At 72.3% G+C, this 23,994-nt stretch carries 22 protein-coding genes; 5 read left to right on the top strand and 17 right to left on the bottom strand.

Features of this window, described 5'->3' with window-relative positions; translation table 11 throughout:
* Window positions 1-220: 220 nt before the first annotated feature.
* From truB to rimP, 7 genes are all read right to left on the bottom strand, one after another.
* Entirely contained in the window at window positions 221-1,117 is an 897-nt protein-coding gene (truB, locus tag ACFVZH_RS19085) for a tRNA pseudouridine(55) synthase TruB (RefSeq protein WP_384898538.1), read from the bottom strand.
* Window positions 1,114-1,554 (bottom strand): 30S ribosome-binding factor RbfA, encoded by a 441-nt coding sequence (rbfA, locus tag ACFVZH_RS19090; protein WP_384898539.1) that lies wholly within the window; start codon window positions 1,552-1,554, stop codon window positions 1,114-1,116. Before rbfA ends, truB begins: the two co-directional genes overlap by 4 nt.
* A gap of 29 nt (window positions 1,555-1,583) precedes the next feature.
* Entirely contained in the window at window positions 1,584-1,877 is a 294-nt protein-coding gene (locus ACFVZH_RS19095) for a DUF503 domain-containing protein (protein ID WP_384898540.1), read from the bottom strand.
* A 150-nt stretch (window positions 1,878-2,027) separates the two neighbouring features.
* Window positions 2,028-5,129, bottom strand: a complete 3,102-nt coding sequence (gene infB / locus ACFVZH_RS19100) for a translation initiation factor IF-2 (protein WP_384898541.1) — start codon at window positions 5,127-5,129, stop codon at window positions 2,028-2,030.
* A 145-nt stretch (window positions 5,130-5,274) separates the two neighbouring features.
* Window positions 5,275-5,556 carry a YlxR family protein gene (locus ACFVZH_RS19105; RefSeq protein ID WP_384898542.1) on the bottom strand — a complete coding sequence of 94 codons (282 nt, stop codon included), beginning with the start codon at window positions 5,554-5,556 and terminating at the stop codon, window positions 5,275-5,277.
* A gap of 75 nt (window positions 5,557-5,631) precedes the next feature.
* Complete coding sequence (gene nusA / locus ACFVZH_RS19110) at window positions 5,632-6,627, bottom strand: transcription termination factor NusA (RefSeq protein ID WP_384898543.1); 996 nt, start codon at window positions 6,625-6,627, stop codon at window positions 5,632-5,634.
* 2 nt (window positions 6,628-6,629) lie between these two features.
* A complete protein-coding gene (rimP, locus tag ACFVZH_RS19115; RefSeq protein WP_384898544.1) occupies window positions 6,630-7,127 on the bottom strand; it encodes a ribosome maturation factor RimP in 498 nt (165 codons plus the stop codon).
* A gap of 168 nt (window positions 7,128-7,295) precedes the next feature.
* Here rimP and ACFVZH_RS19120 point away from each other — a divergent pair, with 168 nt between their 5' ends.
* From ACFVZH_RS19120 to ACFVZH_RS19135, 4 genes are read left to right on the top strand one after another with little or no spacing between them, the layout of a single operon-like run.
* The gene (locus tag ACFVZH_RS19120; RefSeq protein ID WP_384898545.1) at window positions 7,296-7,943 is read left to right on the top strand and encodes a hypothetical protein; all 648 of its coding nucleotides are present in this window, start codon (window positions 7,296-7,298) and stop codon (window positions 7,941-7,943) included.
* Window positions 7,940-8,356 (top strand): ferritin-like domain-containing protein, encoded by a 417-nt coding sequence (locus tag ACFVZH_RS19125; RefSeq protein ID WP_384898546.1) that lies wholly within the window; start codon window positions 7,940-7,942, stop codon window positions 8,354-8,356. The genes ACFVZH_RS19120 and ACFVZH_RS19125 overlap by 4 nt, the downstream gene beginning before the upstream one ends.
* Window positions 8,357-8,388: 32 nt before the next feature.
* Window positions 8,389-9,288, top strand: a complete 900-nt coding sequence (locus ACFVZH_RS19130) for an aminoglycoside phosphotransferase family protein (RefSeq protein WP_384898547.1) — start codon at window positions 8,389-8,391, stop codon at window positions 9,286-9,288.
* 45 nt (window positions 9,289-9,333) lie between these two features.
* Complete coding sequence (locus ACFVZH_RS19135) at window positions 9,334-10,230, top strand: slipin family protein (RefSeq protein WP_384898548.1); 897 nt, start codon at window positions 9,334-9,336, stop codon at window positions 10,228-10,230.
* 81 nt (window positions 10,231-10,311) lie between these two features.
* Here ACFVZH_RS19135 and ACFVZH_RS19140 read toward each other — a convergent pair whose 3' ends face one another.
* From ACFVZH_RS19140 to ACFVZH_RS19185, 10 genes are all read right to left on the bottom strand, one after another.
* A complete protein-coding gene (locus ACFVZH_RS19140) occupies window positions 10,312-12,012 on the bottom strand; it encodes a proline--tRNA ligase (protein ID WP_384898549.1) in 1,701 nt (566 codons plus the stop codon).
* Window positions 12,013-12,121: 109 nt separating this feature from the next.
* Window positions 12,122-12,667: a GNAT family N-acetyltransferase gene (locus tag ACFVZH_RS19145; protein WP_384898550.1), complete on the bottom strand. Its 546-nt coding sequence runs from the start codon at window positions 12,665-12,667 to the stop codon at window positions 12,122-12,124.
* Between the two features lie 42 nt (window positions 12,668-12,709).
* Complete coding sequence (locus ACFVZH_RS19150) at window positions 12,710-13,555, bottom strand: GNAT family N-acetyltransferase (RefSeq protein WP_384898551.1); 846 nt, start codon at window positions 13,553-13,555, stop codon at window positions 12,710-12,712.
* 125 nt (window positions 13,556-13,680) lie between these two features.
* Window positions 13,681-14,838, bottom strand: a complete 1,158-nt coding sequence (gene ispG / locus ACFVZH_RS19155) for a flavodoxin-dependent (E)-4-hydroxy-3-methylbut-2-enyl-diphosphate synthase (RefSeq protein ID WP_384898552.1) — start codon at window positions 14,836-14,838, stop codon at window positions 13,681-13,683.
* Between the two features lie 103 nt (window positions 14,839-14,941).
* Window positions 14,942-16,249 (bottom strand): M50 family metallopeptidase, encoded by a 1,308-nt coding sequence (locus ACFVZH_RS19160; RefSeq protein ID WP_384898553.1) that lies wholly within the window; start codon window positions 16,247-16,249, stop codon window positions 14,942-14,944.
* Entirely contained in the window at window positions 16,246-17,496 is a 1,251-nt protein-coding gene (gene dxr, locus ACFVZH_RS19165; RefSeq protein WP_384898554.1) for a 1-deoxy-D-xylulose-5-phosphate reductoisomerase, read from the bottom strand. The genes ACFVZH_RS19160 and dxr overlap by 4 nt, the downstream gene beginning before the upstream one ends.
* Before the next feature lie 34 nt (window positions 17,497-17,530).
* Window positions 17,531-18,766 (bottom strand): 3-phosphoshikimate 1-carboxyvinyltransferase, encoded by a 1,236-nt coding sequence (gene aroA / locus ACFVZH_RS19170; RefSeq protein WP_384898555.1) that lies wholly within the window; start codon window positions 18,764-18,766, stop codon window positions 17,531-17,533.
* A gap of 70 nt (window positions 18,767-18,836) precedes the next feature.
* Window positions 18,837-20,759, bottom strand: a complete 1,923-nt coding sequence (locus tag ACFVZH_RS19175; RefSeq protein ID WP_384898556.1) for an acyl-CoA dehydrogenase family protein — start codon at window positions 20,757-20,759, stop codon at window positions 18,837-18,839.
* Between the two features lie 285 nt (window positions 20,760-21,044).
* The gene (locus tag ACFVZH_RS19180) at window positions 21,045-22,490 is read right to left on the bottom strand and encodes an aldehyde dehydrogenase family protein (protein ID WP_384898557.1); all 1,446 of its coding nucleotides are present in this window, start codon (window positions 22,488-22,490) and stop codon (window positions 21,045-21,047) included.
* Window positions 22,491-22,629: 139 nt separating this feature from the next.
* Window positions 22,630-23,601 carry an EamA family transporter gene (locus ACFVZH_RS19185; protein WP_384898558.1) on the bottom strand — a complete coding sequence of 324 codons (972 nt, stop codon included), beginning with the start codon at window positions 23,599-23,601 and terminating at the stop codon, window positions 22,630-22,632.
* Between the two features lie 163 nt (window positions 23,602-23,764).
* On the opposite strand from ACFVZH_RS19185, the gene ACFVZH_RS19190 reads away from it, so the two are divergent.
* Window positions 23,765-23,965: a hypothetical protein gene (locus ACFVZH_RS19190; RefSeq protein ID WP_384898559.1), complete on the top strand. Its 201-nt coding sequence runs from the start codon at window positions 23,765-23,767 to the stop codon at window positions 23,963-23,965.
* Window positions 23,966-23,994 lie beyond the last annotated feature (29 nt).

The following is a 23,994-nucleotide window of genomic DNA, read 5'->3' on the forward strand; positions in this document are numbered from 1 at the left end:
GCGTGGGGGTTACTCCGGGCCCCGGCCCGCACTGGGTGGGGGGGGGGGTCGGGGGGGGGGGCACCCGGGGGGGGGGGCCCGGGGGCGGGCCCCCCCCCACGGTGAGGCCGGTCCGGTGGTCCGGCTCCCGTCAGCTCAGCCGAAGACCGTCGGCCAAAGCCGTCGATCGAAGCCCGTCGGCCGAAGACCGTCCGGTCGAAGCCCGTCGGCCGAAGACCGCTCAGCCGAAGACGGCGAGGCTCTTGGCCTTGCCCCGCTGGTCCTCGACCAGCGCGAGCAGCGTGCCCTCGGGTCCGAAGACGGCGACCGGCCCCGCCGGGTACGCGGGCATCTCCAGGCGCACTCCGTTCAGGAGCAGCTGGGCCCGCTTCTCGTCGACGTCCCAGCGCGGGAACGCCGCCGAGGCCGCGTCGGCGACCGGCATGACCGTGAGCTCCTCCTGGAGCTGGTCCAGCGTCCTGGCCGCGTCCAGCTTGTACGGCCCGACGCGGGTGCGGCGCAGCGCGGTCAGATGGCCGCCCACGCCGAGCCCGGCGCCGAGGTCCCGGGCGAGCGCCCGGATGTACGTACCGGAGGAGCAGACGACCGAGACGACCAGGTCGACGACGGGCGTGCCGTCCTCGGCGACGGCTTCCCGCACGTCGTACACCCGGAAGGAGGAGACGGTGACCGGACGGGCCGGGATCTCGAACTCCTCGCCGCCGCGCACGCGCGCGTACGACCGCTTGCCGTCGATCTTGATCGCGGAGACCTTCGACGGCACCTGCATGATCGCGCCGGTGAGCTCGGCGACGCCCGCGTCGATGCCCTCGCGGGTCACCTTGGAGGCGTCCACCGAAGCGGTGATCTCGCCCTCGGCGTCGTCGGTGATCGTCGTCTGGCCCAGGCGGATGGTGCCCAGGTACTCCTTCTCGGTCAGCGCGAGGTGACCGAGGAGCTTGGTCGCCCGCTCCACGCCGAGGACGAGGACGCCGGTGGCCATGGGGTCGAGCGTGCCGGCGTGGCCGACGCGGCGGGTCTTGGCGATCCCCCGCATCTTGGCCACGACGTCGTGCGAAGTGAAGCCCGACGGCTTGTCGACGATGACAAGGCCGTCGGGCGTTTTTGCGTTGCTCATTCGGCGGCTTCGTCCTCGCCCGGCTTCTTGTAGGGGTCGGCCTCGCCCGCGAAGGCGGCGCCCGAGGACGCCTCCCGCACCTGGGCGTCGGAGGCACGCGCCTTGTCGAGGAGGTCCTCGATCGTCTTGGCGTTCTCCGGGAGGGCGTCGGCCACGAAGGTCAGGGTCGGGGTGAACTTGGTCCCCGCCGCCCGGCCCACGGCCGAACGGAGGATGCCCTTGGCACTCTCCAGACCGGCCGCGGCGGTCGCCCGCTCCTCGTCGTCGCCGTAGACCGTGTAGAAGACCGTGGCCTCCCGCAGGTCACCGGTGACGCGGGTGTCCGTGATGGTCACGTGCGTACCCAGGCGGGGGTCCTTGATGCCGCGCTGCAGCTTCTCCGCGACCACCTCCCGGATGAGGTCCGCCAGCTTCTTCGCCCGCGCGTTGTCGGCCACTGGTCCTTCTCCTTCTTTGCCTTGCTCAATCAGTCTTCATCAGTGTGGAGCCTGCGGCGCACCGACAGCAGCTCCACCTCGGGACGCGCGGCGACGAGCCGCTCACAGCGGTCGAGCACGTCCGATACGAATCCGTGGTCCCCGGACACCAGCGCGACGCCCAGCCGGGCCCTGCGGTGGAGGTCCTGGTCGCCCACTTCGGCCGCGCTCACGGCGAACTTGCGCTGGAGCTCGGCGACGATGGGCCGGACGACGGAGCGTTTCTCCTTCAGCGAATGGACGTCGCCGAGGAGCAGATCGAAGGACAGAGTCCCCACGTACATGCGGTGCCGGATGTCCCGCCGGTTCGGGTTCGGTGGCCTGCCACGCCATCGCCTGGCAGGGACACCAGAACCGTACACGCAACGGCCGGGGCCGATCGACGGAATTACTTCCGCCGACCGGCCCCTGCTCACTGCTGCGATCGGACGCGATCAGGCGCGCGGCTTCTCGCGCATCTCGTACGTCGCGATGACGTCGTCGATCTTGATGTCGTTGAAGTTTCCGAGGTTGATACCGCCCTCGAAGCCTTCGCGGATCTCGGTGACGTCGTCCTTGAAGCGGCGCAGACCGTGGATCGTGAGGTCCTCGGCGATGACCTTGCCGTCGCGGACGAGGCGAGCCTTGGTGTTGCGCTTGACCTCGCCGGAGCGGATGAGGACACCGGCGATGTTGCCCAGCTTGGACGAGCGGAAGACCTCGCGGATCTCCGCCGTACCGAGCTCGACCTCTTCGTACTCCGGCTTGAGGAGGCCCTTGAGCGCCGCCTCGATCTCCTCGATCGCCTGGTAGATGACCGAGTAGTACCGGACGTCGACGCCCTCGCGCTCCGCCATCTGCGCGGCACGGCCGGCCGCACGGACGTTGTAGCCGATGACGATGGCGTCGGAGCCCATGGCCAGGTCGATGTCCGACTCGGTGACCGCACCCACACCGCGGTGCAGGACACGGATGTCGACCTCTTCGCCGACGTCGAGCTGGAGCAGCGAAGCCTCCAGGGCCTCGACCGCACCGGACGCGTCGCCCTTGATGATGAGGTTGAGTTCCTGGACGAGACCGGCCTTGAGCACCTTGTCGAGGTCCTCGAGGGACACCCGGCGGACGCGCTTGGCGAAGGCGGCGTTGCGCTCACGCGCAGCGCGCTTCTCGGCGATCTGACGGGCCGTACGGTCCTCGTCGACAACCAGGAGGTTGTCGCCGGCACCCGGGACGTTGGTGAGACCCAGGACCAGGACGGGAGTCGACGGGGTCGCCTCCTCGACGTTGTTGCCCTTGTCGTCGAGCATCGCCCGGACACGGCCGTACGCGTCGCCGACCACCACGGTGTCGCCGATGCGCAGCGTTCCGCGCTGGACCAGGACGGTCGAGACGGCACCGCGACCACGGTCGAGGTGGGACTCGATCGCAATACCCTGCGCGTCCTGGTTCGGGTTGGCCCGCAGGTCGAGCGAGGCGTCGGCGGTGAGGACGACGGCCTCGAGCAGGGAGTCGATGTGCAGACCCTGCTTGGCGGAGATGTCGACGAACATCGTGTCGCCGCCGTACTCCTCGGCCACCAGACCGAACTCGGTCAGCTGACCGCGGACCTTGGTCGGGTCCGCACCCTCGACGTCGATCTTGTTGACCGCGACGACGATCGGGACGCCGGCGGCCTTGGCGTGGTTGAGCGCCTCGATCGTCTGCGGCATGACGCCGTCGTTGGCCGCGACCACGAGGATCGCGATGTCGGTCGACTTCGCACCACGGGCACGCATGGCGGTGAACGCCTCGTGACCCGGGGTGTCGATGAAGGTGATGCGACGCTCTTCGCCGTTGACCTCGGTACCCACCTGGTAGGCACCGATGTGCTGGGTGATGCCACCGGCCTCGCCCGCGACGACGTTCGTCTTGCGGATCGCGTCGAGAAGTCGGGTCTTACCGTGGTCGACGTGACCCATGACGGTGACGACCGGCGGACGGGAGACCAGAGCCTCTTCGCCGCCCTCGTCCTCGCCGAACTCGATGTCGAAGGACTCGAGGAGCTCGCGGTCCTCTTCCTCCGGCGAGACGATCTGAACGGTGTAGTTCATCTCCTCGCCGAGCATGGTCAGCGTGTCGTCGGAGACCGACTGCGTCGCCGTGACCATCTCGCCGAGGTTCATCATCACCGCGACGAGCGACGCCGGGTTGGCGCCGATCTTCTCGGCGAAGTCGGTGAGGGACGCACCGCGCGACAGGCGAATGACCTCGCCGCCACCGCGAGGCAGCATCACGCCGCCCACGGACGGGGCCTGCATGGCCTCGTACTCCTGGCGCCTCTGACGCTTCGACTTGCGACCACGACGCGCGGGACCGCCGGGACGGCCGAAGGCGCCCTGCGTGCCACCACGTCCACCCGGACCGCCGGGACGGCCACCGAAGCCACCGGGACGACCGCCGAAGCCGCCGCCACCGCCGCCGGGACCACCCGGACGACCGCCGCCGCCACCACCGGGGCCACCGGGACGGCCGGCGAAGCCGCCGCCGCCACCGCCGGGACCGGCCGGACGACCGGCGAAGCCGGGACGACCGCCGCCGCCACCGCCGGGACCGGCCGGACGACCGCCGGGGCCACCGGGACCACGACCGCCAGGACCGGGGCGCGGGCCGGCAGCGGGACGCTGCGGCATCATGCCCGGGTTCGGACGGTTACCGCCGGGCGCGCCGCCCGGACGGGGAGCCTGCGGACGCGGCATGCCACCGGGGGTGGGACGCGCGCCGCCCTGGCCCTGCGGACGCGGGGCGCCACCGGGGCCGCCCTGCGGACGCGGAGCGCCCGGAACGGCGCCGGGGCCGCCCTGCGGACGCGGGGCGCCGCCACCGGGGCGGGGCGACTGCGGTCGCGCCATGCCGGTGGAGCCACCCGAGGTGAACGGGTTGTTGCCCGGACGCGGGCCGGCCGGACGGGCACCGCCCGGACGCGGGGCCTGCTGGCCGCCGGGGCGCGGTGCACCCTGGCCCTGCGGACGCGGCGCGCCCTGACCCTGCGGGCGGGCGGGACGCTCGCCGGTGGGACGGGCACCCTGCGCGGCGCCACCGGGACGCTGACCGGCGGCGGGAGCCGACGGGGGCGCGGTGAACTCCGGGGCGGCCGGAGCCGGCGTGACCGGCTTGGGCGCGGGCTTCGGGCCCGGGCGGGGGCCCGAGGCGGCCGGAGCCTGAGAGGGGGTGCTGCTCGCGGGCGCGGCCGGAGTGACCGGAGCCGGCGCCGCAGGCGCGGCGGGGGCCGGCTTGGGGGCCGGGGCGCCGGGCTTCGGAGCAGCGGGACGAGCCGCGGCGGCCGGAGACGGCGCCGCGGGGGAGGGCGCTGCCTTGCGGGGCGCGCCAGGCTTGGCAGCGGTCTTGCCGGCGTTGCCGCCGGGACCCTGCAAAGCGTCAGTCAACTTGCGCACGACCGGCGCCTCGATCGTCGAGGACGCCGAACGGACGAATTCACCGAGTTCTTGGAGCTTGGCCATGACGACCTTGCTCTCCACACCGAACTCCTTGGCGAGTTCGTATACCCGGACCTTAGCCACTTCGCTCCTTTTAGGTCCGGTTACCGCCGGACCGTCGCTACTTCATGGGCGTACTCATCGCGTACTCATCGAGTGCTCATCGCAATCTCGACCTACTTCCAACTCGCGAGGTACCTGACCGCACGGTGATCCGTGCCGTACTTCTTCACTGCGGTGCCGACCGCTCGACGTGGTAACGCAGTTCCGCCGTGTCGAGCGGGCCCTGGACCTTGAAGGCCCTCAGGAACGCCCGGCGGCGTACCGCGAGGTCGAGACAGACCACGGCGGGGTGCACGTACGCACCCCGGCCGGGCAGCGTACCGCGATCATCCGGAACACACTCGTCCTTGATCACCACGATCCGCAGCAGATCGCTCTTGGCCGCTCGCTCCCGACATCCCACACAGGTTCGTTCAGGGCATACGCGGGCTTGCGTCCGGCCAGACACGATTAAGTCTACCTCCCCGTACCGACCCCACCCGTTTGGGGCAGGAATCGAACAGTTGTTGGCCAAAAAACGGGCTCAGTCCTGCGGACCGGCCTGCTCCGTGTCCGGACGGATGTCGATCCGCCAGCCGGTGAGCCGCGCGGCGAGGCGGGCGTTCTGGCCCTCCTTGCCGATCGCCAGCGACAGCTGGTAGTCCGGCACCGTCACCCGGGCGGAGCGAGCCGCCAGGTCGACGACCTCGACCCTGGAGACCCGGGCCGGGGAGAGCGCGTTCGCCACCATCTCGGCCGGGTCGTCCGACCAGTCGACGATGTCGATCTTCTCGCCGAGCAGCTCCGCCATCACGTTGCGGACGCGGCTGCCCATCGGGCCGATGCAGGCACCCTTGGGGTTCAGGCCCGAACGGGTGGAACGGACGGCGATCTTGGTGCGGTGACCGGCCTCACGGGCGATCGCCGCGATCTCGACCGAGCCGTCGGCGATCTCCGGCACCTCCAGGGCGAAGAGCTTCTTCACCAGATTGGGGTGGGTGCGCGAAAGGGTGACGGAGGGACCGCGGACACCGCGGGCCACCCGGACGACGTACGTCCGCAGGCGCAGACCGTGCGTGTAGTCCTCGCCCGGCACCTGCTCCTGGACCGGGAGGATGGCCTCCAGCTTGTCGTCGAGGCGGACCAGGACGTTCTTCGGGTCCTTGCCCTGCTGCACCACACCGGCGACGACATCGCCCTCGCGGCGCGCGTACTCGCCGAACGTCACGTCGTTCTCGGCGTCCCGCAGTCGCTGCTGGATGACCTGGCGGGCGGTGCTCGCCGCGATCCGGCCGAAGTCCGACGGGGTGTCGTCGAAGTCCTTGGGCTCCTGGCCCTCCTCCAGCTCGGAGGGGTCCTCCTTCGCCCAGACCGTCACATGACCGGTCTGCCGGTTCAGCTCCACGCGCGCGTGGCGGCGGGCGTCGGGGGTGCGGTGGTAGGCGATGAGGAGGGCCGACTCGATCGCCTCGACCAGCTGGTCGAAGGAGATCTCCTTCTCATGCGCCAAGCCCTTGAGAAGCTTCACGTCGATGTCCACGGCTACGCCTCCTCTTCCTTCTTGTCCTTGCGGTTGAACTCGATCTCGACACGCGCCTTGGCGATGTCGGCGAACTCGACCCGGCGGGCGGTGGGCTTGCGCCCCTTCACGCCCGGCACTTCGAGGTCGAGGCCGTCCTCGTCCACGGCGAGGATCCGGGCGACGAGCTCGCCCTCCTCGGCCAGTTGGAGCTTGACCAGCCGGCCGGTGGCACGCACGTAGTGGCGGTGCTCGCTCAGGGGGCGGTCGGCGCCGGGGGAGCTGACTTCGAGGACGTACTCGCCCTCGCCCATCGCGTCGGTCTCGTCGAGCTTCTCGGAGATCGCGCGGCTCAGCTCGGCGCAGGCGTCCAGCTCGACGCCCTCGTCCGAATCGACGATGATCCGCAGCAGTCCGCGGCGGCCGGCCCGGGACACCTCGATCTCTTCCAGATCCAGGTCCTTCGCGGCGACGAGCGGCTCCACGAGTCCGCGCAGCCTGTCGCTCTGGGTGGTGCTCATCCGGGTGACTCCTCGGCCGCGTGTGCTGTTGTGGGTTCGTCGCGTGTCAGACCAAAGGGTATCCGGTCCCGGAGGGTGTTGCCGTCCACCGGCCCAGGGCCCGCGGGTACGCTCGCCTGCGGTGATCTCGACGATCTTCGACGACGGACGACAGCCGAGGGAGAAGGCGTGACGACGACGGGCAGGCGCGCGCTCCTCGTGGCGGGGGCGGCGGCGGGAGCGGCGGCCCTCACGGGCTGCACCACCTCGTCCGACAGCGGTACGCGGCGGCCGAGCGCCGCCGAGCTGGAGGCCGAACGGGTGGCGCGCGCCGAGGCGGCGCTGCGGCTGCGTTCGGCGACCACCGCCCGCGGACTGCTGGAACGTTACGACGCGACGCTCGCCGCGCACCCCGCGCTCGCCCCCCGCCTGACCCCGCTGCGGCACTCGGCGGCGGCCCACACGAAGGCGCTCGCCGAGGGCGGTACGACGGTGGCCCCCGCGGCGGCCCCCGCGACCCCGTCGGCCTCCCCGGCGTCCCCGACCGCCTCCCCCACGGCGCCGCCCGCCTCGCCCGCCGCCACGGCGTCCCCGACCGGCGCCCCCTCCGCCACCGCGCCCGCGACCGGGTCCCCCGTGGTGAAGCCGCCCGTCGCCGCCGTACCGGCCGACCCGAAGGCCGCGCTGAAGCAGCTCGCCGCCGCCGCGCGCGAGGCGTCCGACCGGCACACGGCCGCACTGCTCACCGCCCCGCCCGAGTACGCCCGGCTGCTCGCCTCGGTGGCGGCGGCCGGCGCCGCGCACGCCTACCTGCTGACCGAAGGAGCACGGGCATGAGCGCCCTCGACGCCGCCCAGGCCGCCCTCGCCGCCGAGCACGCCGCGGTGTACGGGTACGGGATCGTCGGCGGCCGGATCGGCACCGGGCGGCGCCCCGAGGCCACGGCGGCGTACGAGGCCCACCGGGCGCGCCGCGACGCGCTGCGCCGCACCGTCCGCGACCTCGGCGGCACCCCGGTGGCCTCGGAGGCCGCGTACGAGCTGCCGTTCCGCGTCGCCGACCCGGCCGGCGCCGCGCGGCTCGCGGCCGTCCTGGAGGACCGGGTCGCCGGGGTCTACTCCGACCTCGTACGGGCCACCGGAGGCCCGCTGCGCCGCGAGGCGGCCGCCGCGCTCCGGGAGGCGGCGGTACGCGCCGTCCGCTGGCGCGGCAGCGACGTAACCTTTCCTGGGCTCGCCGAGCGAGTGTGAGTCCGGACCCGACCGAAGGAAACGACGCACGCATGGGTTTCGAACCGCCGCAGCGACTCGCCAGGACACTCGGCGAGACGTACGGGGACGCCGCGGCGGCCGAGTGGCTCGGGAAGCTGCCCGCGCTCGCCGACGAGGCGCTCGGCCACGCGTCCCTGGACGCCGAACGGGTGATGGCCCCCGGCGGGCGGAGCAGCCTCGTCGCGCTCGTCCGCCGGCCCGACGGCTCCCCCGCCGCCCTGAAGATCGCACCCCCGTTCACCCGGCCCGACCTGGAACGGGACGCGCTGGCGCACTGGAACGGCTGGGGCGCGGTCCAGCTCCTCGGCGAGGCCGGGCCGGGCGCTCTCGTCCTCGAACGGCTGCACCCCGAGGTCTCCCTGCGCTCCCTGCCGGAGGCGAAGGCGCTCCTGGAGGCCGCGGGCACCGTACGCAAGCTGTGGGTCGAGCCCCCGACGGAGCACGGCTTCGAGACGGTGGCCGAACGGACCGCCCGGCAGGCCGCGGCCATGGAGGAGCACCGGACCGACAAGGCGGCCGGCGAGCTGACGGCGGCGGCGCTCGCCGCGCGCGAGAAGCTCGTCGCCTCCGACGCGGAGACGGTGCTCCTGCACGGGAACTTCCGCCAGGGCAAGGTGCTCGCCGGCGACCGGGCGCCGTGGCTGGCCGTCGGCCCCGAGCCGCTGGTCGGCGAGCGGGCCTACGACCTCGCCCGGCTCGTACGGGACCGCGTCGAGGACCTGGTGGCCGCGTCCTCCGGCGCCTCCGCGGCCCGGCGACGGGTGAACAAACTCGCCGACTCGCTGGACCTGGACCGGGAGCGGCTGCACGGCTGGACCCTGTTCCGCGCGGTCGAATCCGGGACGCGGGCCCTCACGGCGGGGCGACGGCAGGATGCCGAGCTGCTCCTGGAGTTCGCGAGCTGGCTGTAGGGGAATACCCTTTTTGTACCGTTCGGCTCAATCCAGGGGGCCGTGATGATCGAAGAGCTGCTGGTGGCGGTGGCCGGAGCGGCCGCGGCGGCCGCGGTGTACGCGGGCGCGGCGGCGCGGGTCGTCAAACAGTACGAGCGCGGCGTCGTCTTCCGGTTCGGGCGGCTGCGCGACGACATCCGCTCCCCCGGCTTCACGATGATCGTTCCGGTCGTCGACCGGCTGCACAAAGTGAACATGCAGATCGTCACCATGCCCGTGCCCGCGCAGGAGGGCATCACCCGCGACAACGTGACCGTACGCGTCGACGCGGTCGTCTACTTCAAGGTCGTCGACGCCGCCGACGCGCTGATCCGGGTCGAGGACTACAAGTTCGCCGTCTCCCAGATGGCGCAGACCTCCCTGCGGTCCATCATCGGCAAGAGCGACCTCGACGACCTCCTGTCCAACCGCGAGAAGCTCAACCAGGGCCTGGAACTGATGCTCGACAGCCCCGCGATGGGCTGGGGCGTCGCCATCGACCGCGTCGAGATCAAGGACGTCTCCCTGCCCGAGACCATGAAGCGCTCCATGGCCCGCCAGGCCGAGGCCGACCGGGAACGGCGGGCGCGGGTCATCAACGCCGACGCGGAGCTCCAGGCGTCCAAGAAACTCGCCGAAGCCGCCGGCGTCATGTCCGCGCAACCCGCGGCCCTCCAGCTCCGGCTCCTCCAGACCGTCATGGCCGTCTCCGCCGAGAAGAACTCCACCCTCGTCCTGCCGATTCCGGTGGAACTCCTCCGGTTCCTCGAACGGGCCGCGCCCACGGCCGCGGACTCGGCCACGGAGTCTCGGCCGCCGTCCGGCGAGGCGTACCTGAAGGGCCGCGCGGCCGCCGTCGAAGCCATCGGAGACCTGACCGGCCCCTCGGTCGAACCGACCCCACGCGAGGACTCGGCCTGAACCCGCTCGCCCGTGCCCCCGCCCCCGCCCTGCGGGACGATGGCCCACACGGCGGGGGCGGGAGCTGGGCCCGCTCTGCGGTCAGGCGGTGAGGTGGGCGAGGGCCTCTTCGAGGGTGAGCTCCTCGCGGGTGCCGGTGCGCCGGTCCTTGAGTTCGAGGACGCCCTCGGCGGAGCGGCGGCCGGCGACGAGGATCTTGGGCACGCCCATCAGCTCCGCGTCGGTGAACTTGACGCCCGGGGAGACGCCGGGGCGGTCGTCGACGAGCACGCGGAGGCCGGCGGCGGCCAGCTTGCCGGAGACCTCCAGCGCGAGCTCGGTCTGGAGCGCCTTGCCGGCGGCGACGACGTGCACGTCGGCGGGGGCGACCTCGGCGGGCCAGCAGAGGCCCTTGTCGTCGGCGGTCTGCTCGGCGAGGGCGGCGACGGCGCGGGAGACGCCGATGCCGTAGGAGCCCATGGTCACGCGGACCGGCTTGCCGTTCTGGCCGAGGACGTCGAGCTTGAGGGCGTCGGCGTACTTGCGGCCCAGCTGGAAGATGTGGCCGATCTCGATGGCGCGGTCCAGCTTGAGGCCGGTACCGCACTTGGGGCACGGGTCGCCCTCCTGGACGACGACGACGTCGACGTACTCGGCGACCTCGAAGTCACGGCCCGCGACGACGTTCTTCGCGTGCATCCCGTCCTTGTTGGCGCCCGTGATCCACGCGGTGCCGGGCGCCACGCGCGGGTCGGCGATGTAGGTGACCTTCTCCAGGCCCTGGGGGCCGACGTAGCCGCGGACGAGGTCGGCGCGGGCGGCGAAGTCGGTCTCGGTGACCAGCTCGACGGTGGCCGGGGCGAAGTGCGCCTCGACCTTGTCGAGGTCGACCTCGCGGTCGCCGGGGACGCCGACGGCGACGATCTCGCCGTCGACCTTCACCAGGAGGTTCTTCAGGGTGGCGGAGGCGGGCACGCCCAGCGAGGCGGCGAGCGTCTCGATCGTGGGGGTGTCGGGGGTCGGGATCTCCTCGGCGGCGGGCACCGCGGCGGCGTCGACCGGCTTCGGCTCCTGGTAGACGGCCTCGGTGTTCGCGGCGAAGTCGCAGTTCGGGCAGTCGGCGAAGGTGTCCTCGCCGGCCTCGGCCGGGGCGAGGAACTCCTCGGACTTCGAGCCGCCCATGGCGCCGGCGGTGGCGGCGCAGATGCGGTAGTCGAGGCCGAGGCGCTCGAAGACGCGCTGGTACGCCTGGCGGTGCAGGGCGTAGGACTGGGCGAGGCCCTCGTCCTCCGTGTCGAAGGAGTACGAGTCCTTCATGAGGAACTCGCGGCCGCGCAGGATGCCGGCGCGGGGGCGGGCCTCGTCGCGGAACTTCGTCTGGATCTGGTACAGGATGACCGGCAGGTCCTTGTAGGACGAGCACTGGTCCTTGACCAGGAGGGTGAAGATCTCCTCGTGGGTGGGGCCGAGGAGGTAGTCGCCGCCCTTGCGGTCCTGGAGGCGGAAGAGCTCGGCGCCGTACTCGTTCCAGCGGCCGGTCGCCTCGTAGGGCTCGCGCGGCAGGAGGGCGGGGAGGGAGACCTCCTGGGCGCCGATGGCGTCCATCTCCTCGCGGACGATGCGCTCGACGTTGGCGAGGACCTTCTTGCCGAGGGGCAGCCAGCTCCAGATGCCGGCGGCGGTGCGGCGGACGTATCCGGCGCGGACGAGGAGCTTGTGGCTGAGGACCTCGGCGTCCGCCGGGTCGTCGCGCAGCGTCTTCGCCATCAACTGGGACATGCGCTGGACCGGTGCGTTGGCCATGGTTCTCGTAACTCCTGCCGGGCTGGGGGTCCCCCCTGCTCGAGCGAGGCCGAGAGCCTGGGGGAGGTGATGGCCCCGAGGTTAGCCGGGCCGCCCCTGGCAGGAGAAATCAGTTCCGGCGCAGCAGGGGCAGTGGCGCGCCCATCACGGCGTACGGGCGGACGGCGCTCGGGAACCGGACCTGGCGTGCGAGGTCCCGGTAGCCGAGGGCGCGGTAGAGGCCGCGGGCCGGGGAGTCGGTGTCGATCGCGGAGAGGATGGAGCGCGGTTCGGCGGCGCCGTCGGTGATGGTCGTGATCAGCTCGCGGCCCAGGCCCCGGCCCTGGAAGGCGGGGTGGACGTGGAGTTCGGTGATGACGAAGGAGTCGTCGAGCCAGTCGGCGGTGCCGTTGACGCGCAGGTAGGACTCGACGACGGTGGACCACCAGTGGGTGCGGTCGTTGGGCATCCCGTACACGAAGCCGACGAGGCGGCCGTCCGGTGTGGTCGCGCCGTACGCGCGGGCGCCGGGGTTCATCAGGTGGCGCAGCACGATGTGACGGCGTACGGCGACCTCGTCCGCGTCGAGGCCGAAGGCGATGGCCTGCACGGCGAGGGCCTCGTCCACCCGGGCTGCGAGATTGGCCGGCCCGATCACGACCTCTGCGTCATCCATGCGGCGCACCCTACAAGCGGCCGCCCTCCTCGGGCAGCACGTTCAGAACAGCACGCTCGTGAACGCGCCGGTCTCACGGAAGCCGACGCGGCGGTACGAGGCCCGGGCGGGCGTGTTGTAGTCGTTGACGTACAGGCTGACCACGGGCGCGACGTCCGCCAGGGCGTACTGGAGCACGGCGGCCATGCCGGTCTCGGAGAGGCCCTTGCCCCGGTGCTCCGGGGCGACCCAGACGCCCTGGATCTGGCAGGCGTGGCGGGTCGCGGCGCCGATCTCGGCCTTGAAGACGACCTTGCCGTCCTCGATGCGGGCGAAGGAGCGGCCCGCTCCGACCAGCTCGGCGACCCGGGCCTGGTAGAGCAGTCCGCCGTCGTTGGCGAGCGGGGAGACGCCGACCTCCTCGGTGAACATGGCCACGCAGGCGGGCATGATCGCCTCCATCTCGTCCCTGCGGACGCGGCGCACCAGCGGGTCGGGCGTGACGGTGGTGGAGGGTTCCTCGGTGACCATCAGCGGCTGGTGGGCCCTGACGTCCCGCGCCGGGCCCCAGCTGGGCTCCAGGAGGCGCCACAGCTCCCTGGTGGGTTCGGCCGGGCCGACGATCGACGAGCAGCGGCGGCCGATCCTGCGTGCCCGGTCGGCGAAGGCGCGGACCGCGTCGGGGGTCGCGCAGATGGGCACCAGGTTGGCGCCGGAGTAGCAGAGGGAACGCAGCCGGCCCTCGGTGTACCAGCCCCACATCTCGCCGCCGAGCCGCCAGGGGTCGAGCCCGGCGACCTGGACGCGGGCGGCCACGAAGGCGTTCTCGACGGGGGAGCTCTCCAGGACGGCGAGCGCGGCGCCGAGGTCGGCGGGTTCGAGGACCCGGGTGGTCGTCTGTGTCAACACGGGGGCCTCACGGTGCGGATCTGCTGGTCTCCGCACTGTACCCCTCAGCTCCGGGGCGGAGCCCGTCGTGCGCACGAAGCCCCTCCGCCCGGTGGGGTGGAGGGGCTTGGTGGAACGGATGGGGATCAGCCGGCGACGGCGACCGTCGGCTCGCCGCTGGCGATGCCGTCCTTCTCCATCTGCTCGGCGATCTTGAGCGCCTCTTCGATGAGGGTCTCGACGATCTTCGACTCGGGGACGGTCTTGATGACCTCGCCCTTCACGAAGATCTGGCCCTTGCCGTTGCCGGAGGCGACGCCGAGGTCGGCCTCGCGGGCCTCGCCGGGGCCGTTGACGACGCAGCCCATGACGGCGACCCGCAGCGGGACGGTCATGCCGTCGAGGCCGGCGGTGACCTCCTCGGCGAGCTTGTAGACGTCGACCTGGGCGCGGCCGCAGGACGGGCAGGAGACGATCTCCAGGCGGCGCTGGCGCAGGTTCAGCGACTCCAGGATCTGGATGCCGACCTTGATCTCCTCGACCGGCGGCGCGGAGAGCGAGACGCGGATGGTGTCGCCGATGCCCTGGGAGAGCAGGGCGCCGAAGGCGACGGCCGACTTGATGGTGCCCTGGAAGGCCGGGCCCGCCTCGGTGACACCGAGGTGCAGCGGGTAGTCGGACTGGGCGGCGAGCTGGCGGTACGCCTCGACCATGACGACCGGGTCGTTGTGCTTGACCGAGATCTTGATGTCGCGGAAGCCGTGCTCCTCGAAGAGGGACGCCTCCCAGAGGGCGGACTCGACGAGCGCCTCGGGAGTGGCCTTGCCGTACTTCTTCAGCAGCCGCGCGTCGAGCGAGCCCGCGTTGACGCCGATGCGGATCGGGGTGCCGGCGTCGCCGGCCGCCTTGGCGATCTCCTTGACCTTGTCGTCGAACTGCTTGATGTTGCCCGGGTTGACGCGGACGGCCGCACAGCCGGCGTCGATCGCGGCGAAGACGTACTTCGGCTGGAAGTGGATGTCGGCGATGACCGGGATCGACGACTTCCGGGCGATCGTGGCGAGCGCGTCGGCGTCGTCCTGGGTGGGACAGGCGACGCGCACGATCTGGCAGCCGGAGGCGGTGAGCTCGGCGATCTGCTGGAGCGTGGCGCCGATGTCGGACGTGCGGGTCGTGGTCATCGACTGCACGGAGACGGGGGCGTCACCGCCGACGGCCACGCTGCCGACCTGGATCTGGCGACTCTTGCGCCGCTCGGCGAGCCGGGTCGGGACGGTCGGGATACCGAGAGAAATCGCGGTCATCTTTTGTGCAACCTCAAGGTTGTGCGTCGGCGGGCTCAGGTCTCCGAGGTTACCGCCCCGGGGGCGGGGGGCCGGACACCATCGGGTCCGTCCCCCCTGGGAGCTACGTCAGCTTCACCGGGTTGACGATGTCGGCGGCGAGGACGAGCAGGGTGAAGCAGACGAAGACGCCGGCCACCACGTACGCGGCGGGCATCAGTTTGGCCACGTCGAACGGGCCCGGGTCGGGGCGCTTGAAGATCCGGGCCGTGTGGCGGCGCACGGACTCCCACAGGGCGCCCGCGATGTGGCCGCCGTCGAGCGGCAGCAGCGGAAGCATGTTGAACAGGAACAGCGAGACGTTGAACATGACCAGCAGGTTCATGAACATCACGAGGATCGTCGTCGGCGGGGCCTCGACGGTCATCAGCTCGCCGGTGATCCGGGCGGCGCCGAGCACGCCCACCGGGGAGTCGTCGGCGCGCTCGCCGTCGCCGAAGGTGGCGTCCCACAGGCCGGGGATCTTGCCCGGGAGCGCGATCACGGAGTGGACGCCGTTCTCCAGGAGGTCGGTCATCCGCTCGGTGGTCTCGCCGAAGGTGAGGGGCGCGACCTCGGACTTGGAGGCGAAGCCGAGGTATCCGGCGTCGATGTACCGCACCGGCTGGACGAGCTTGCCGTCCCCGTCCTTGGCCGGCACCTTGTTGGAGACCAGCGTGGGGTGCAGGTCGACGCGCTGTCCGGCCCGCTCGACGGTGACCGTCGCCGGGCCGATGGTGTCGCGGATGCGGTCGGAGAGGGTGTCCCAGTCGCTCACCGGTGCGCCGTTGAAGGCGACGATCCTGTCGCCGTCCCGCAGGCCCGCCTGGAACGCCGGGGAGACGGGGTCGCCCGCCGCGCACTTCTCGCGCTTCTCGCTCTGCTTGATGACGCACTTCTGGACGCCCGCGACCTGCGTCGTCTGGCCCTCGATGCCGAGGGTCATCATCGAGCCGAAGAACAGCGCCGCCGCCAGGACCAGGTTCATGAACGGTCCGGCGAACATCACGATCACGCGCTTCCACGGCTTGCGCGTGTAGAAGAGACGGGTCTCGTCGCCCTCCTGGAGCTCCTCGTACGAAGCCTCCCGGGCGTCCTCGATCATGGAGCGCCAGGGCGAGGTGGAGCGGGCCTCGATCTTGCCGTCCTCGCCGGGCGGGAACATGCCGATCATGCGGATGTAGCCGCCGGCCGGGATGGCCTTGATGCCGTACTCGGTCTCGCCGCGCTTCTTCGACCAGATCGTGGGGCCGAATCCGACCATGTACTGCGGCACGCGGATGCCGAAGATCTTGGCCGTCGAGAGGTGGCCGAGCTCGTGCCAGGCGATGGAGACGAGCAGTCCCAGCGCGAACAGCACGATGCCCAGGGCGTACAGGAGCATTTCGGTCATGCGCGGGCCTCCGCTGTTGCCTTCGCTGCGAGCTCACGGGCCCGGGCCCGTGCCCAGGTCTCCGCTTCGAGGACGTCCGACACCGTGAGCGAGGTTCCCCGGGTGGGCTGTCCGTGCTCGGTGACGACCGCAGTGACGGTATCCATGATTCCGTTGAACGGCAGCCGCCCGGCGAGAAACGCCTCCACGCACTCCTCGTTCGCCGCGTTGAAGACGGCGGGGGCGGTGCCGCCCAGGGCGCCCACGTGCCGGGCCAGGCCGACGGACGGGAACGCCTCGGTGTCGAGCGGGAAGAACTCCCAGGTGGACGCCTTGCTCCAGTCGAAGGCCGGGGCCGCGTCGGGGACCCGCTCGGGCCAGCCGATGCCGATGGCGATGGGACCGCCCATGTCCGGCGGGGTGGCCTGGGCGAGCGTGGAACCGTCCGTGAACTCGACCATCGAGTGGACGTACGACTGGGGGTGGACCACGACCTCGATGCGGTCGAAGGGGATGTCGTAGAGCAGGTGGGCCTCGATGACCTCCAGGCCCTTGTTGACCAGAGTGGCGCTGTTGACCGTGATCACCGGGCCCATGGCCCAGGTGGGGTGGGCGAGCGCGTCCTCACGGGTCACGCCGGCCAGCTGCTCCCGCGTACGGCCGCGGAACGGGCCGCCGGACGCCGTGACGACCAGCTTGCGCACGTCGGCGCGGGTGCCGGCGGCCAGCGCCTGGAACAGGGCCGCGTGCTCGGAGTCGACCGGGATGATCTGGCCCGGCTTGGCGAGCGCCTTCACCAGGGGGCCGCCGACGATCAGCGACTCCTTGTTGGCGAGGGCCAGGGTGCGGCCGGCTTCGAGGGCCGCCAGCGTCGGCGCGAGGCCGATGGAGCCGGTGATGCCGTTGAGGACCGTGTGGCACGGCGAGGCCGCCAGCTGCGTGGCGGCGTCCGGTCCCGCCAGGACCTCCGGCAGCGGCTCGGAGCCGTACAGCGCCTTCAGCGCGTCGCGCAGCTCCGGCAGCACCTCCTCGCGGGCGACGGCGACCGCGGCGACCTTCAGCCGGTGCGCCTGCTCGGCGAGCAGGCCGACCCGGCCGCCCGAGGCGGCCAGGGCGGTGACCCGGAAGCGGTCGGGGTTGCGGAGCACCAGGTCGATGGCCTGCGTGCCGATGGACCCGGTCGAGCCGAGGACGACGATGTCCCGGCGTCCTTCGGAGACGTCGAAGGCGATGTGCGGGTCGGCGAGAGGAGAGGGGCGGTCGCTCATGCCCCCCATTCTTGCCGCAAACGCCGCGCGGTCTTCACGGGGTGTGGACGAACGTGTCGAAGACCCGGTGGAAGTCGGGGAACGTCTTCTTCACACAGCCGGGGTCGTCGAAGGTGATCCCGGGCGTGCGCAGGGCCGTGACCGCGAAGGACATGACGATCCGGTGGTCCCCGTGGGTGGCGATCTCGGCCGGTCCCGACGGGGTGCCGGGGTGGATCTCGATCCAGTCGGGGCCGGTGCGGACGGTGATCCCGAGACGGCGCAGGTTCTCCGCGCACGCGTCGAGCCGGTCGCACTCCTTCACCCGCGTGTTCGCGACGTCCTCGATGCGGACCGGCCCGTCGGCGAAGGGCGCGAGCGCGGCGAGGGTCGGCATGGTGTCCGAGATGTCCCGCATGTTGACCGTGAGGCCGCGCAGGGTGCCCGTGGAACGGACGGTGGTGCCCGTGTCGGTGATCTCCACCTCGGCGCCCATCCGGCGCAGCACCTCCACGAAGCCCAGGTCACCCTGGAGGGCGCCGGTGCCGAGACCGGGGACGGTGACGGAGCGGCCGGGTTCGAGGGCCGCGGCGGCGAAGAAGTAGCTGGCGGTGGACGCGTCCGGCTCGATGCCGTACGTCCCCGCCCGGTAGCCGGTGGGCGCGACCCGGTACGTCCGGCCCTCCTGGCGGACCTCCGCGCCGAAGCTCCGCATCATCGCCAGGGTGATCTCGACGTACGGCTCCGAGACCAGGTCGGTCACGGTGATGTCGAGGCCCTCCGCGGTGAGCGGCCCCAGCATGAGCAGCGCCGTCAGGTACTGGGAGGACTGGCCCGCGTCGAGGGTGAGGGCGCCGCCCTTCACCCCGTGGGCGTGGACGCTCAGCGGGTGGTGGCCCTCCTGCCCGCCGTGGCGCAGGTCGACGCCGAGGGTGCGCAGGGCCGTCGACAGGGGGCCGAGGGGGCGTGCCCGCATCTGCGCGGAGGCGTCGAAGTGGTACGTGCCGTGGCCCGCCGCCGCGAGCGTGGGCAGGAAGCGGGCGGTCGTCGCGCCGTCCCGGCAGTACACCTCCGCGGTGTCCGCGCCCGGGCCCGCGGGCCGGCCCTCGACATGCCACGCGTCGGCCTCGCGGCGGACCGCGTAGCCGAGCGCGCCGAGCCCCTCGGCGAAGCCCTCCGTGTCGTCCGAGACCAGCGGCCTCAGCAGCGTGGTGGTGCCCTCCGCCGCCGCGGCGAGGAACAGCGCGCGAGCGGTGACGGACTTGGAGCCGGGGATGTCGATGACGGTCACGGCCCCCATCCTGCCGTTCCGTTCCGCCCGGTGGACCCGCGTTCCGCATGGCGGGACGCGGGCGGGCCGTTCACGGGATGCGGCGGTGGACGTCCTCCCGCGTCGAGGGGCCGGGGGTGGCGTCGGCTATCCAGGGGGCGGTGCCGCTGGGGTCGACGACGCCGGCTTCGAGCCAGGTGTGGGCGCCGGAGAGGACGGCGTCGACGACGCGGCGGTCGAGGTCGTCGGTGTTGGACCAGAGGCGGGTGAAGAGCTCGTCGACGCGGAGGCGGGCCTGCCGGCAGAAGGCGTCGGCGAGTTGGTGGGCCTCGGCGCCGTGGTCGCTCGTGGTGCGCAGGAGTTCGGCCCGGACGCAGGCGGCGCTCATGGCGAAGAGTTCGGCGCCGATGTCGACGATGCGGCCGAGGAATGCCTGCTTGAGTTCCATGCGGCCCTGCCAGCGAGACATCGCGTAGAAGGTGGAGCGGGCGAGCTTGCGGGAGGTCCGTTCGATGTACCGGAGGTGGACCGCGAGGTCGCCGAACTCGCCGTACGCGCCGGGCAGCTGTCCGGGGCCAGTGACGAGTCCCGGCAGCCAGCGGGCGTAGAAGCCGCCCGCCCGCGCGCCGGCCCTCGCCTTGTCGGCGAGGGAGGTGTCGGGGTCGATGAGGTCGCCGGCGACGGAGAGGTGGGCGTCGACGGCCTCGCGGGCGATGAGCAGGTGCATGATCTCGGTGGAGCCCTCGAAGATGCGGTTGATGCGGAGGTCGCGCAGGAGCTGCTCGGCGGGGACGGCCCGTTCGCCGCGGGCGGCGAGGGAGTCGGCGGTCTCGTAGCCGCGGCCGCCCCGGATCTGGACGAGCTCGTCGGCGATGAGCCATGCCTTCTCGGAGCCGTACAGCTTGGCGAGGGCGGCTTCGATGCGGATGTCGTTGCGGTCCTCGTCGGCCAGCTGGGAGGCGAGGTCGACGACGGCCTCCAGGGCGAAGGCGGTGGCCGCGATGAAGGAGATCTTGGTGCCGACGGCCTCGTGGCGGGCGACGGGCCTGCCCCACTGCTCGCGCACGCCGGACCATTCGCGGGCGATCTTCAGGCACCATTTGGCGGCTCCCGCGCAGGTGGCGGGGAGGGAGAGCCGGCCGGTGTTGAGGGTGGTGAGGGCGATCTTGAGGCCGGCTCCCTCGGGGCCGATGCGGTGGGCCGCCGGGACGCGGACGCGGTGGAAGCGCGTGACGCCGTTCTCCAGGCCGCGCAGTCCCATGAAGGCGTTGCGGTGCTCGACGGTGATGCCGGGGGCGTCCGCCTCGACGACGAAGGCGGTGATGCCGCCGGGGTGGCCCTCGGAGGCGGGCACCCGGGCCATGACGACCAGGAGGTCGGCGACGACCCCGTTGGTGGTCCAGAGCTTCACGCCGTCGACGAGGTACGCGTCCCCGTCGGGTACGGCGGTGGTGGCGAGCCGGGCCGGGTCGGAGCCCACGTCGGGTTCGGTGAGCAGGAACGCGGAGAGGGCGGTGCGGGCGAGCCGGGGCAGGAAGGTGTCCTTCTGCTCCTGGGTGCCGAACAGTTTGAGCGGCTGCGGTACGCCGATCGACTGATGCGCGGAGAGCAGCGCGCCGACGGCGGGGCTGGCGGAGCCGACGAGGGCGAGGGCGCGGTTGTAGTACAGCTGGGTGAGGCCGAGGCCGCCGTACGCCGGGTCGATCTTCATGCCGAGGGCGCCGAGTTCCTTGAGGCCGGTGATCGTCTCGTCGGGGATGCGCGCCTCGCGTTCGATGCGGGCGCCGTCGATCCGGGTCTCGCAGAAGTCGCGGAGGACGGCGAGGAACGCCTCGCCGCGCCGGACGTCCTCGTCGGCGGGGAGCGGGTGGGGGTGGACGAGGTCCAGCCGGAACCGGCCGAGGAACAGCTCCTTGGCGAAGCTCGGTTTGTGCCAGTCCCGCTCGCGCGCCGCCTCGGCCGTCTGGCGGGCCTCGCGTTCGGTGACCTTGGGCCGCTGGGTGGGTGCGGTCATGGACGCCTCCTGGGGCTTCCTGTCCGTCGTACCCGATAACCGGGGGTTCGGAAAGGCGGCGGGAGCGGAGAGGTCCGCGGGAGGCGGGGCGGGGCCGGGGGCGCGGGGGCGGCGGGGCTGGGGGTGCGGGGGCGGCGGGGCTGGGGGTGCGGGGGGCGTGCCCGGTGTCTCCCGGGCGGGGCCGGCCGAGGTCCTCCGGCTGGTCGACGCGCCCGTGGGCACGACGAAAGACGGCCCGAACCCCCGCACAGTGGGCTCGGGCCGCCTGGCCTCGTGGCGTACGGGTTACAGCGCCAGGCCCGTGAGGACCAGGACACGCTCGTACGTGTAGTCGTCCATGGCGTACTTGACGCCCTCGCGGCCGACGCCGGAGCGCTTGGCGCCGCCGTACGGCATCTGGTCGGCGCGGTACGAGGGGACGTCACCGACGATCACGCCGCCGACCTCGAGCGCGCGGTGGGCGCGGAAGGCCGTCTGCAGGTCGCGGGTGAAGACACCGGCCTGGAGGCCGAAGTCGGAGTCGTTGACCGCGGCGAACGCCTCGGCCTCGCCGTCGACCTTGGTGATGGTCAGGACCGGGCCGAAGACCTCGGCGCGGGCCAGGGTGACGTCCGCCGGGAGGTCGGTGAGGACGGTCGGGGCGTAGGTCGCGCCCTCGCGCTTGCCGCCGGTGAGGAGCTTGGCGCCGGCCGCGACGGCCTCGTCGACCCAGGACTCGACACGCTGCGCCGCGGCCTCGTCGACCAGCGGGCCGACGTCGGTGGCGGAGTCGGACGGGTCACCGGTGACCTGGGACTCCACGGCGGCGACGATCTTCGGCAGCAGGCGGTCGTGGACGGAGGAGTCGACGATCACGCGCTGGACGGAGATGCAGGACTGGCCGCCCTGGTAGTTGGAGAAGGTGGCGATCCGGCTCGCCGCCCAGTCCAGGTCCTCCTCGGAGGACCAGTCGGGCAGGACGACGGCCGCGGCGTTTCCGCCGAGCTCCAGGGTGCAGTGCTTGTGGGGCACCGACTGCTGGATGGCGTAGCCGACCTTGTCGGAGCCGGTGAAGGAGATGACCGGGAGACGCTCGTCCTGGACGAGGGCCGGCATGCGGTCGTTCGGCACGGTCAGGATGGACCAGGAGCCGGCCGGCAGGTCGGTCTCGGCCAGGATCTCGCCCAGGATCAGGGAGGAGATCGGGGTCGACGGGGCCGGCTTGAGGATGATGGGGGCGCCGACGGCGATGGCCGGGGCGACCTTGTGGGCGCTGAGGTTCAGCGGGAAGTTGAACGGCGCGATGCCGAGGACGACACCCTTGGGGATGCGGCGGGTCAGGGCGAGGCGGCCCGCGCCGCCCGCCTCGGTGTCCAGGCGCTGGGCCTCGCCGGCGTTCCAGCGGCGGGCCTCCTCGGCGGCGAAACGGAAGACGGAGACGGCACGGCCGACCTCGCCGCGGGCCCACTTGATCGGCTTGCCGTTCTCGGCGGAGATCAGGAGGGCGATCTCCTCGGTGCGCTCGGCGAGCCGCTTCGACACGTGGTCGAGGGCGGCGGCGCGGACGTGCGCCGGGGTCGCGGCGAACTCGTCGACGACGGCGTGCGCGGCGGCGACGGCCTCCTCGACCTGGGCCTCGGTGGGCACGCTGACCTTGCCGACCAGACGTCCGTCGTACGAGTTCGTGACGTCGAAGGTGGCCTCGCCGGTGGCCTCGCGGCCGGCGAGCCAGAAGGCGTGGGTGGTCGTCATTGCGTCCCGGCCCTTTCCGTATCGGGGGGTGCGAGCGATTGCTCTCGTGACACGTTAGGGCCGGTGCGGCAAGCGTGGGCTTGTCCGGTGTGGAGTGATGGGGATGGACCTCTGTCCGAATTGGCCGAAGGGGCCGCCGTCACCCGCGGCGTTCGGTCGAGACGATCAGACAGACGCCGCCGACGACGACCGCGCCGCCGAGCAGGAGCGGCCAGGTCAGGGCCTCGTTCAGGACGAGCGCGCCGAGGAGGACGGCGACGACCGGGTTGACGTAGGCGTAGGTCGCGACGAGGGAGAGCGGGGCGGCCTGGAGGAGCCAGGCGTACGCCGTGAACGCCAGGAGCGAGCCGAAGAGGATCAGGTAGGCCAGGGCCGCCCACGAGCGGCCCGATACCGCGGTCAGGTCGAGGCCGTGGTGCTCGCCCCGGACGGCGCCGATCAGGAGCCCGGCGAGACCGCCGACGATCATCTCGTACGCACTGGCCGTGAACGGGTTCGGGGGCATGGGCAGGCGGGAGGAGGAGAACGAGCCGACCGACCACAGCAGGGTCGCGAGGACGACCACGAGCATGCCGCCGATCTTCACCTCGCCGCTCAGACCGGGCAGCGTGAGGACGGCGAGGCCGACCAGGCCGAGCAGGACGCCGCCGACGGCCCCGAGGCCGGGGCGCTCGCCGGTGGCGGCGCGCAGCATGACGACCCAGGCGGGGACGACGGCGATGAGGAGCGCGGCGAGGCCGGAGGGGATGGAGGTCTCGGCGAGCACCACGAGGCCGTTGCCGCCGGGGATGAGGAGAAGGCCGATCAGGACGGCGGAGCCGAGTTGCCGGCGGGTGACCTTGAGGGCGGCGGGGCCCTGGCGCCAGGCGATGATCCCGGTGAGCAGCAGGCCCGCGGTGACGAAGCGGGCGCCCGAGGAGAGGAAGGGCGGCATCGTCTCGACGGCGATCCGGATGCCGAGGTAGGTCGACCCCCACACGACGTACACGACGCCGAGCGCGGCCCACACGGCGCCGGTGATCCGGCGGGCCGGTGCCGGGGTCGCGATGTCGAGGGGTTCGGGGGCGGCCTGACGGGCCTCGGGGGCCGGATCGACGGCGGAGCTTGTCATGTGCAGGAGAGTAGGGAGTCCGGGGGCGAACAACCAAGAAATCTGCCCGGATCCGGGCAGGAATATCGGAACGCGGGCGCCACGAGGGCCGCGCGCCACCTCTTCAGGCCGCCCTCGACGGGGTGACAGGATGGTCGGGACCGCACCACCAAGGGGGAAAAGCATGATCCTTTACGTACTGATCGGCGTCCTGGTCCTCGCCGTCGGAGGCTGCGCCTGCGTGGTGTGGGCGGCCCGCGGCGGCCCGCGCTGGGTCCGCGCCGTGGCCGCCGTGACCCTCCTGGGGGGCGAGGTGGTACGCGAGGGCCGCCGGCGGAGCCTGCGGCGCGGCGGCGGGAACGGGGACGCCTCCTCCGACGGCTGACCGGGCCGGGGCGCACGGGTGGGGTGGGT

It is taken from the genome of Streptomyces sp. NPDC059534 (assembly GCF_042743475.1).
Classification (GTDB): domain Bacteria; phylum Actinomycetota; class Actinomycetes; order Streptomycetales; family Streptomycetaceae; genus Streptomyces.

Bases quoted from the DNA above. Each gene is read 5' to 3' on its own strand.
- truB (WP_384898538.1), bottom strand. From the start codon at position 1,117: ATGAGCAACGCAAAAACGCCCGACGGCCTTGTCATCGTCGACAAGCCG.
- ACFVZH_RS19095 (WP_384898540.1), bottom strand. From the start codon at position 1,877: ATGTACGTGGGGACTCTGTCCTTCGATCTGCTCCTCGGCGACGTCCAT.
- rimP (WP_384898544.1), bottom strand. From the start codon at position 7,127: ATGAGCACCACCCAGAGCGACAGGCTGCGCGGACTCGTGGAGCCGCTC.
- ACFVZH_RS19125 (WP_384898546.1), top strand. From the start codon at position 7,940: ATGAGCGCCCTCGACGCCGCCCAGGCCGCCCTCGCCGCCGAGCACGCC.
- ACFVZH_RS19130 (WP_384898547.1), top strand. From the start codon at position 8,389: ATGGGTTTCGAACCGCCGCAGCGACTCGCCAGGACACTCGGCGAGACG.
- ACFVZH_RS19135 (WP_384898548.1), top strand. From the start codon at position 9,334: ATGATCGAAGAGCTGCTGGTGGCGGTGGCCGGAGCGGCCGCGGCGGCC.
- ACFVZH_RS19140 (WP_384898549.1), bottom strand. From the start codon at position 12,012: ATGGCCAACGCACCGGTCCAGCGCATGTCCCAGTTGATGGCGAAGACG.
- ACFVZH_RS19145 (WP_384898550.1), bottom strand. From the start codon at position 12,667: ATGGATGACGCAGAGGTCGTGATCGGGCCGGCCAATCTCGCAGCCCGG.
- ispG (WP_384898552.1), bottom strand. From the start codon at position 14,838: ATGACCGCGATTTCTCTCGGTATCCCGACCGTCCCGACCCGGCTCGCC.
- ACFVZH_RS19160 (WP_384898553.1), bottom strand. From the start codon at position 16,249: ATGACCGAAATGCTCCTGTACGCCCTGGGCATCGTGCTGTTCGCGCTG.
- dxr (WP_384898554.1), bottom strand. From the start codon at position 17,496: ATGAGCGACCGCCCCTCTCCTCTCGCCGACCCGCACATCGCCTTCGAC.
- ACFVZH_RS19175 (WP_384898556.1), bottom strand. From the start codon at position 20,759: ATGACCGCACCCACCCAGCGGCCCAAGGTCACCGAACGCGAGGCCCGC.
- ACFVZH_RS19180 (WP_384898557.1), bottom strand. From the start codon at position 22,490: ATGACGACCACCCACGCCTTCTGGCTCGCCGGCCGCGAGGCCACCGGC.
- ACFVZH_RS19185 (WP_384898558.1), bottom strand. From the start codon at position 23,601: ATGACAAGCTCCGCCGTCGATCCGGCCCCCGAGGCCCGTCAGGCCGCC.
- ACFVZH_RS19190 (WP_384898559.1), top strand. From the start codon at position 23,765: ATGATCCTTTACGTACTGATCGGCGTCCTGGTCCTCGCCGTCGGAGGC.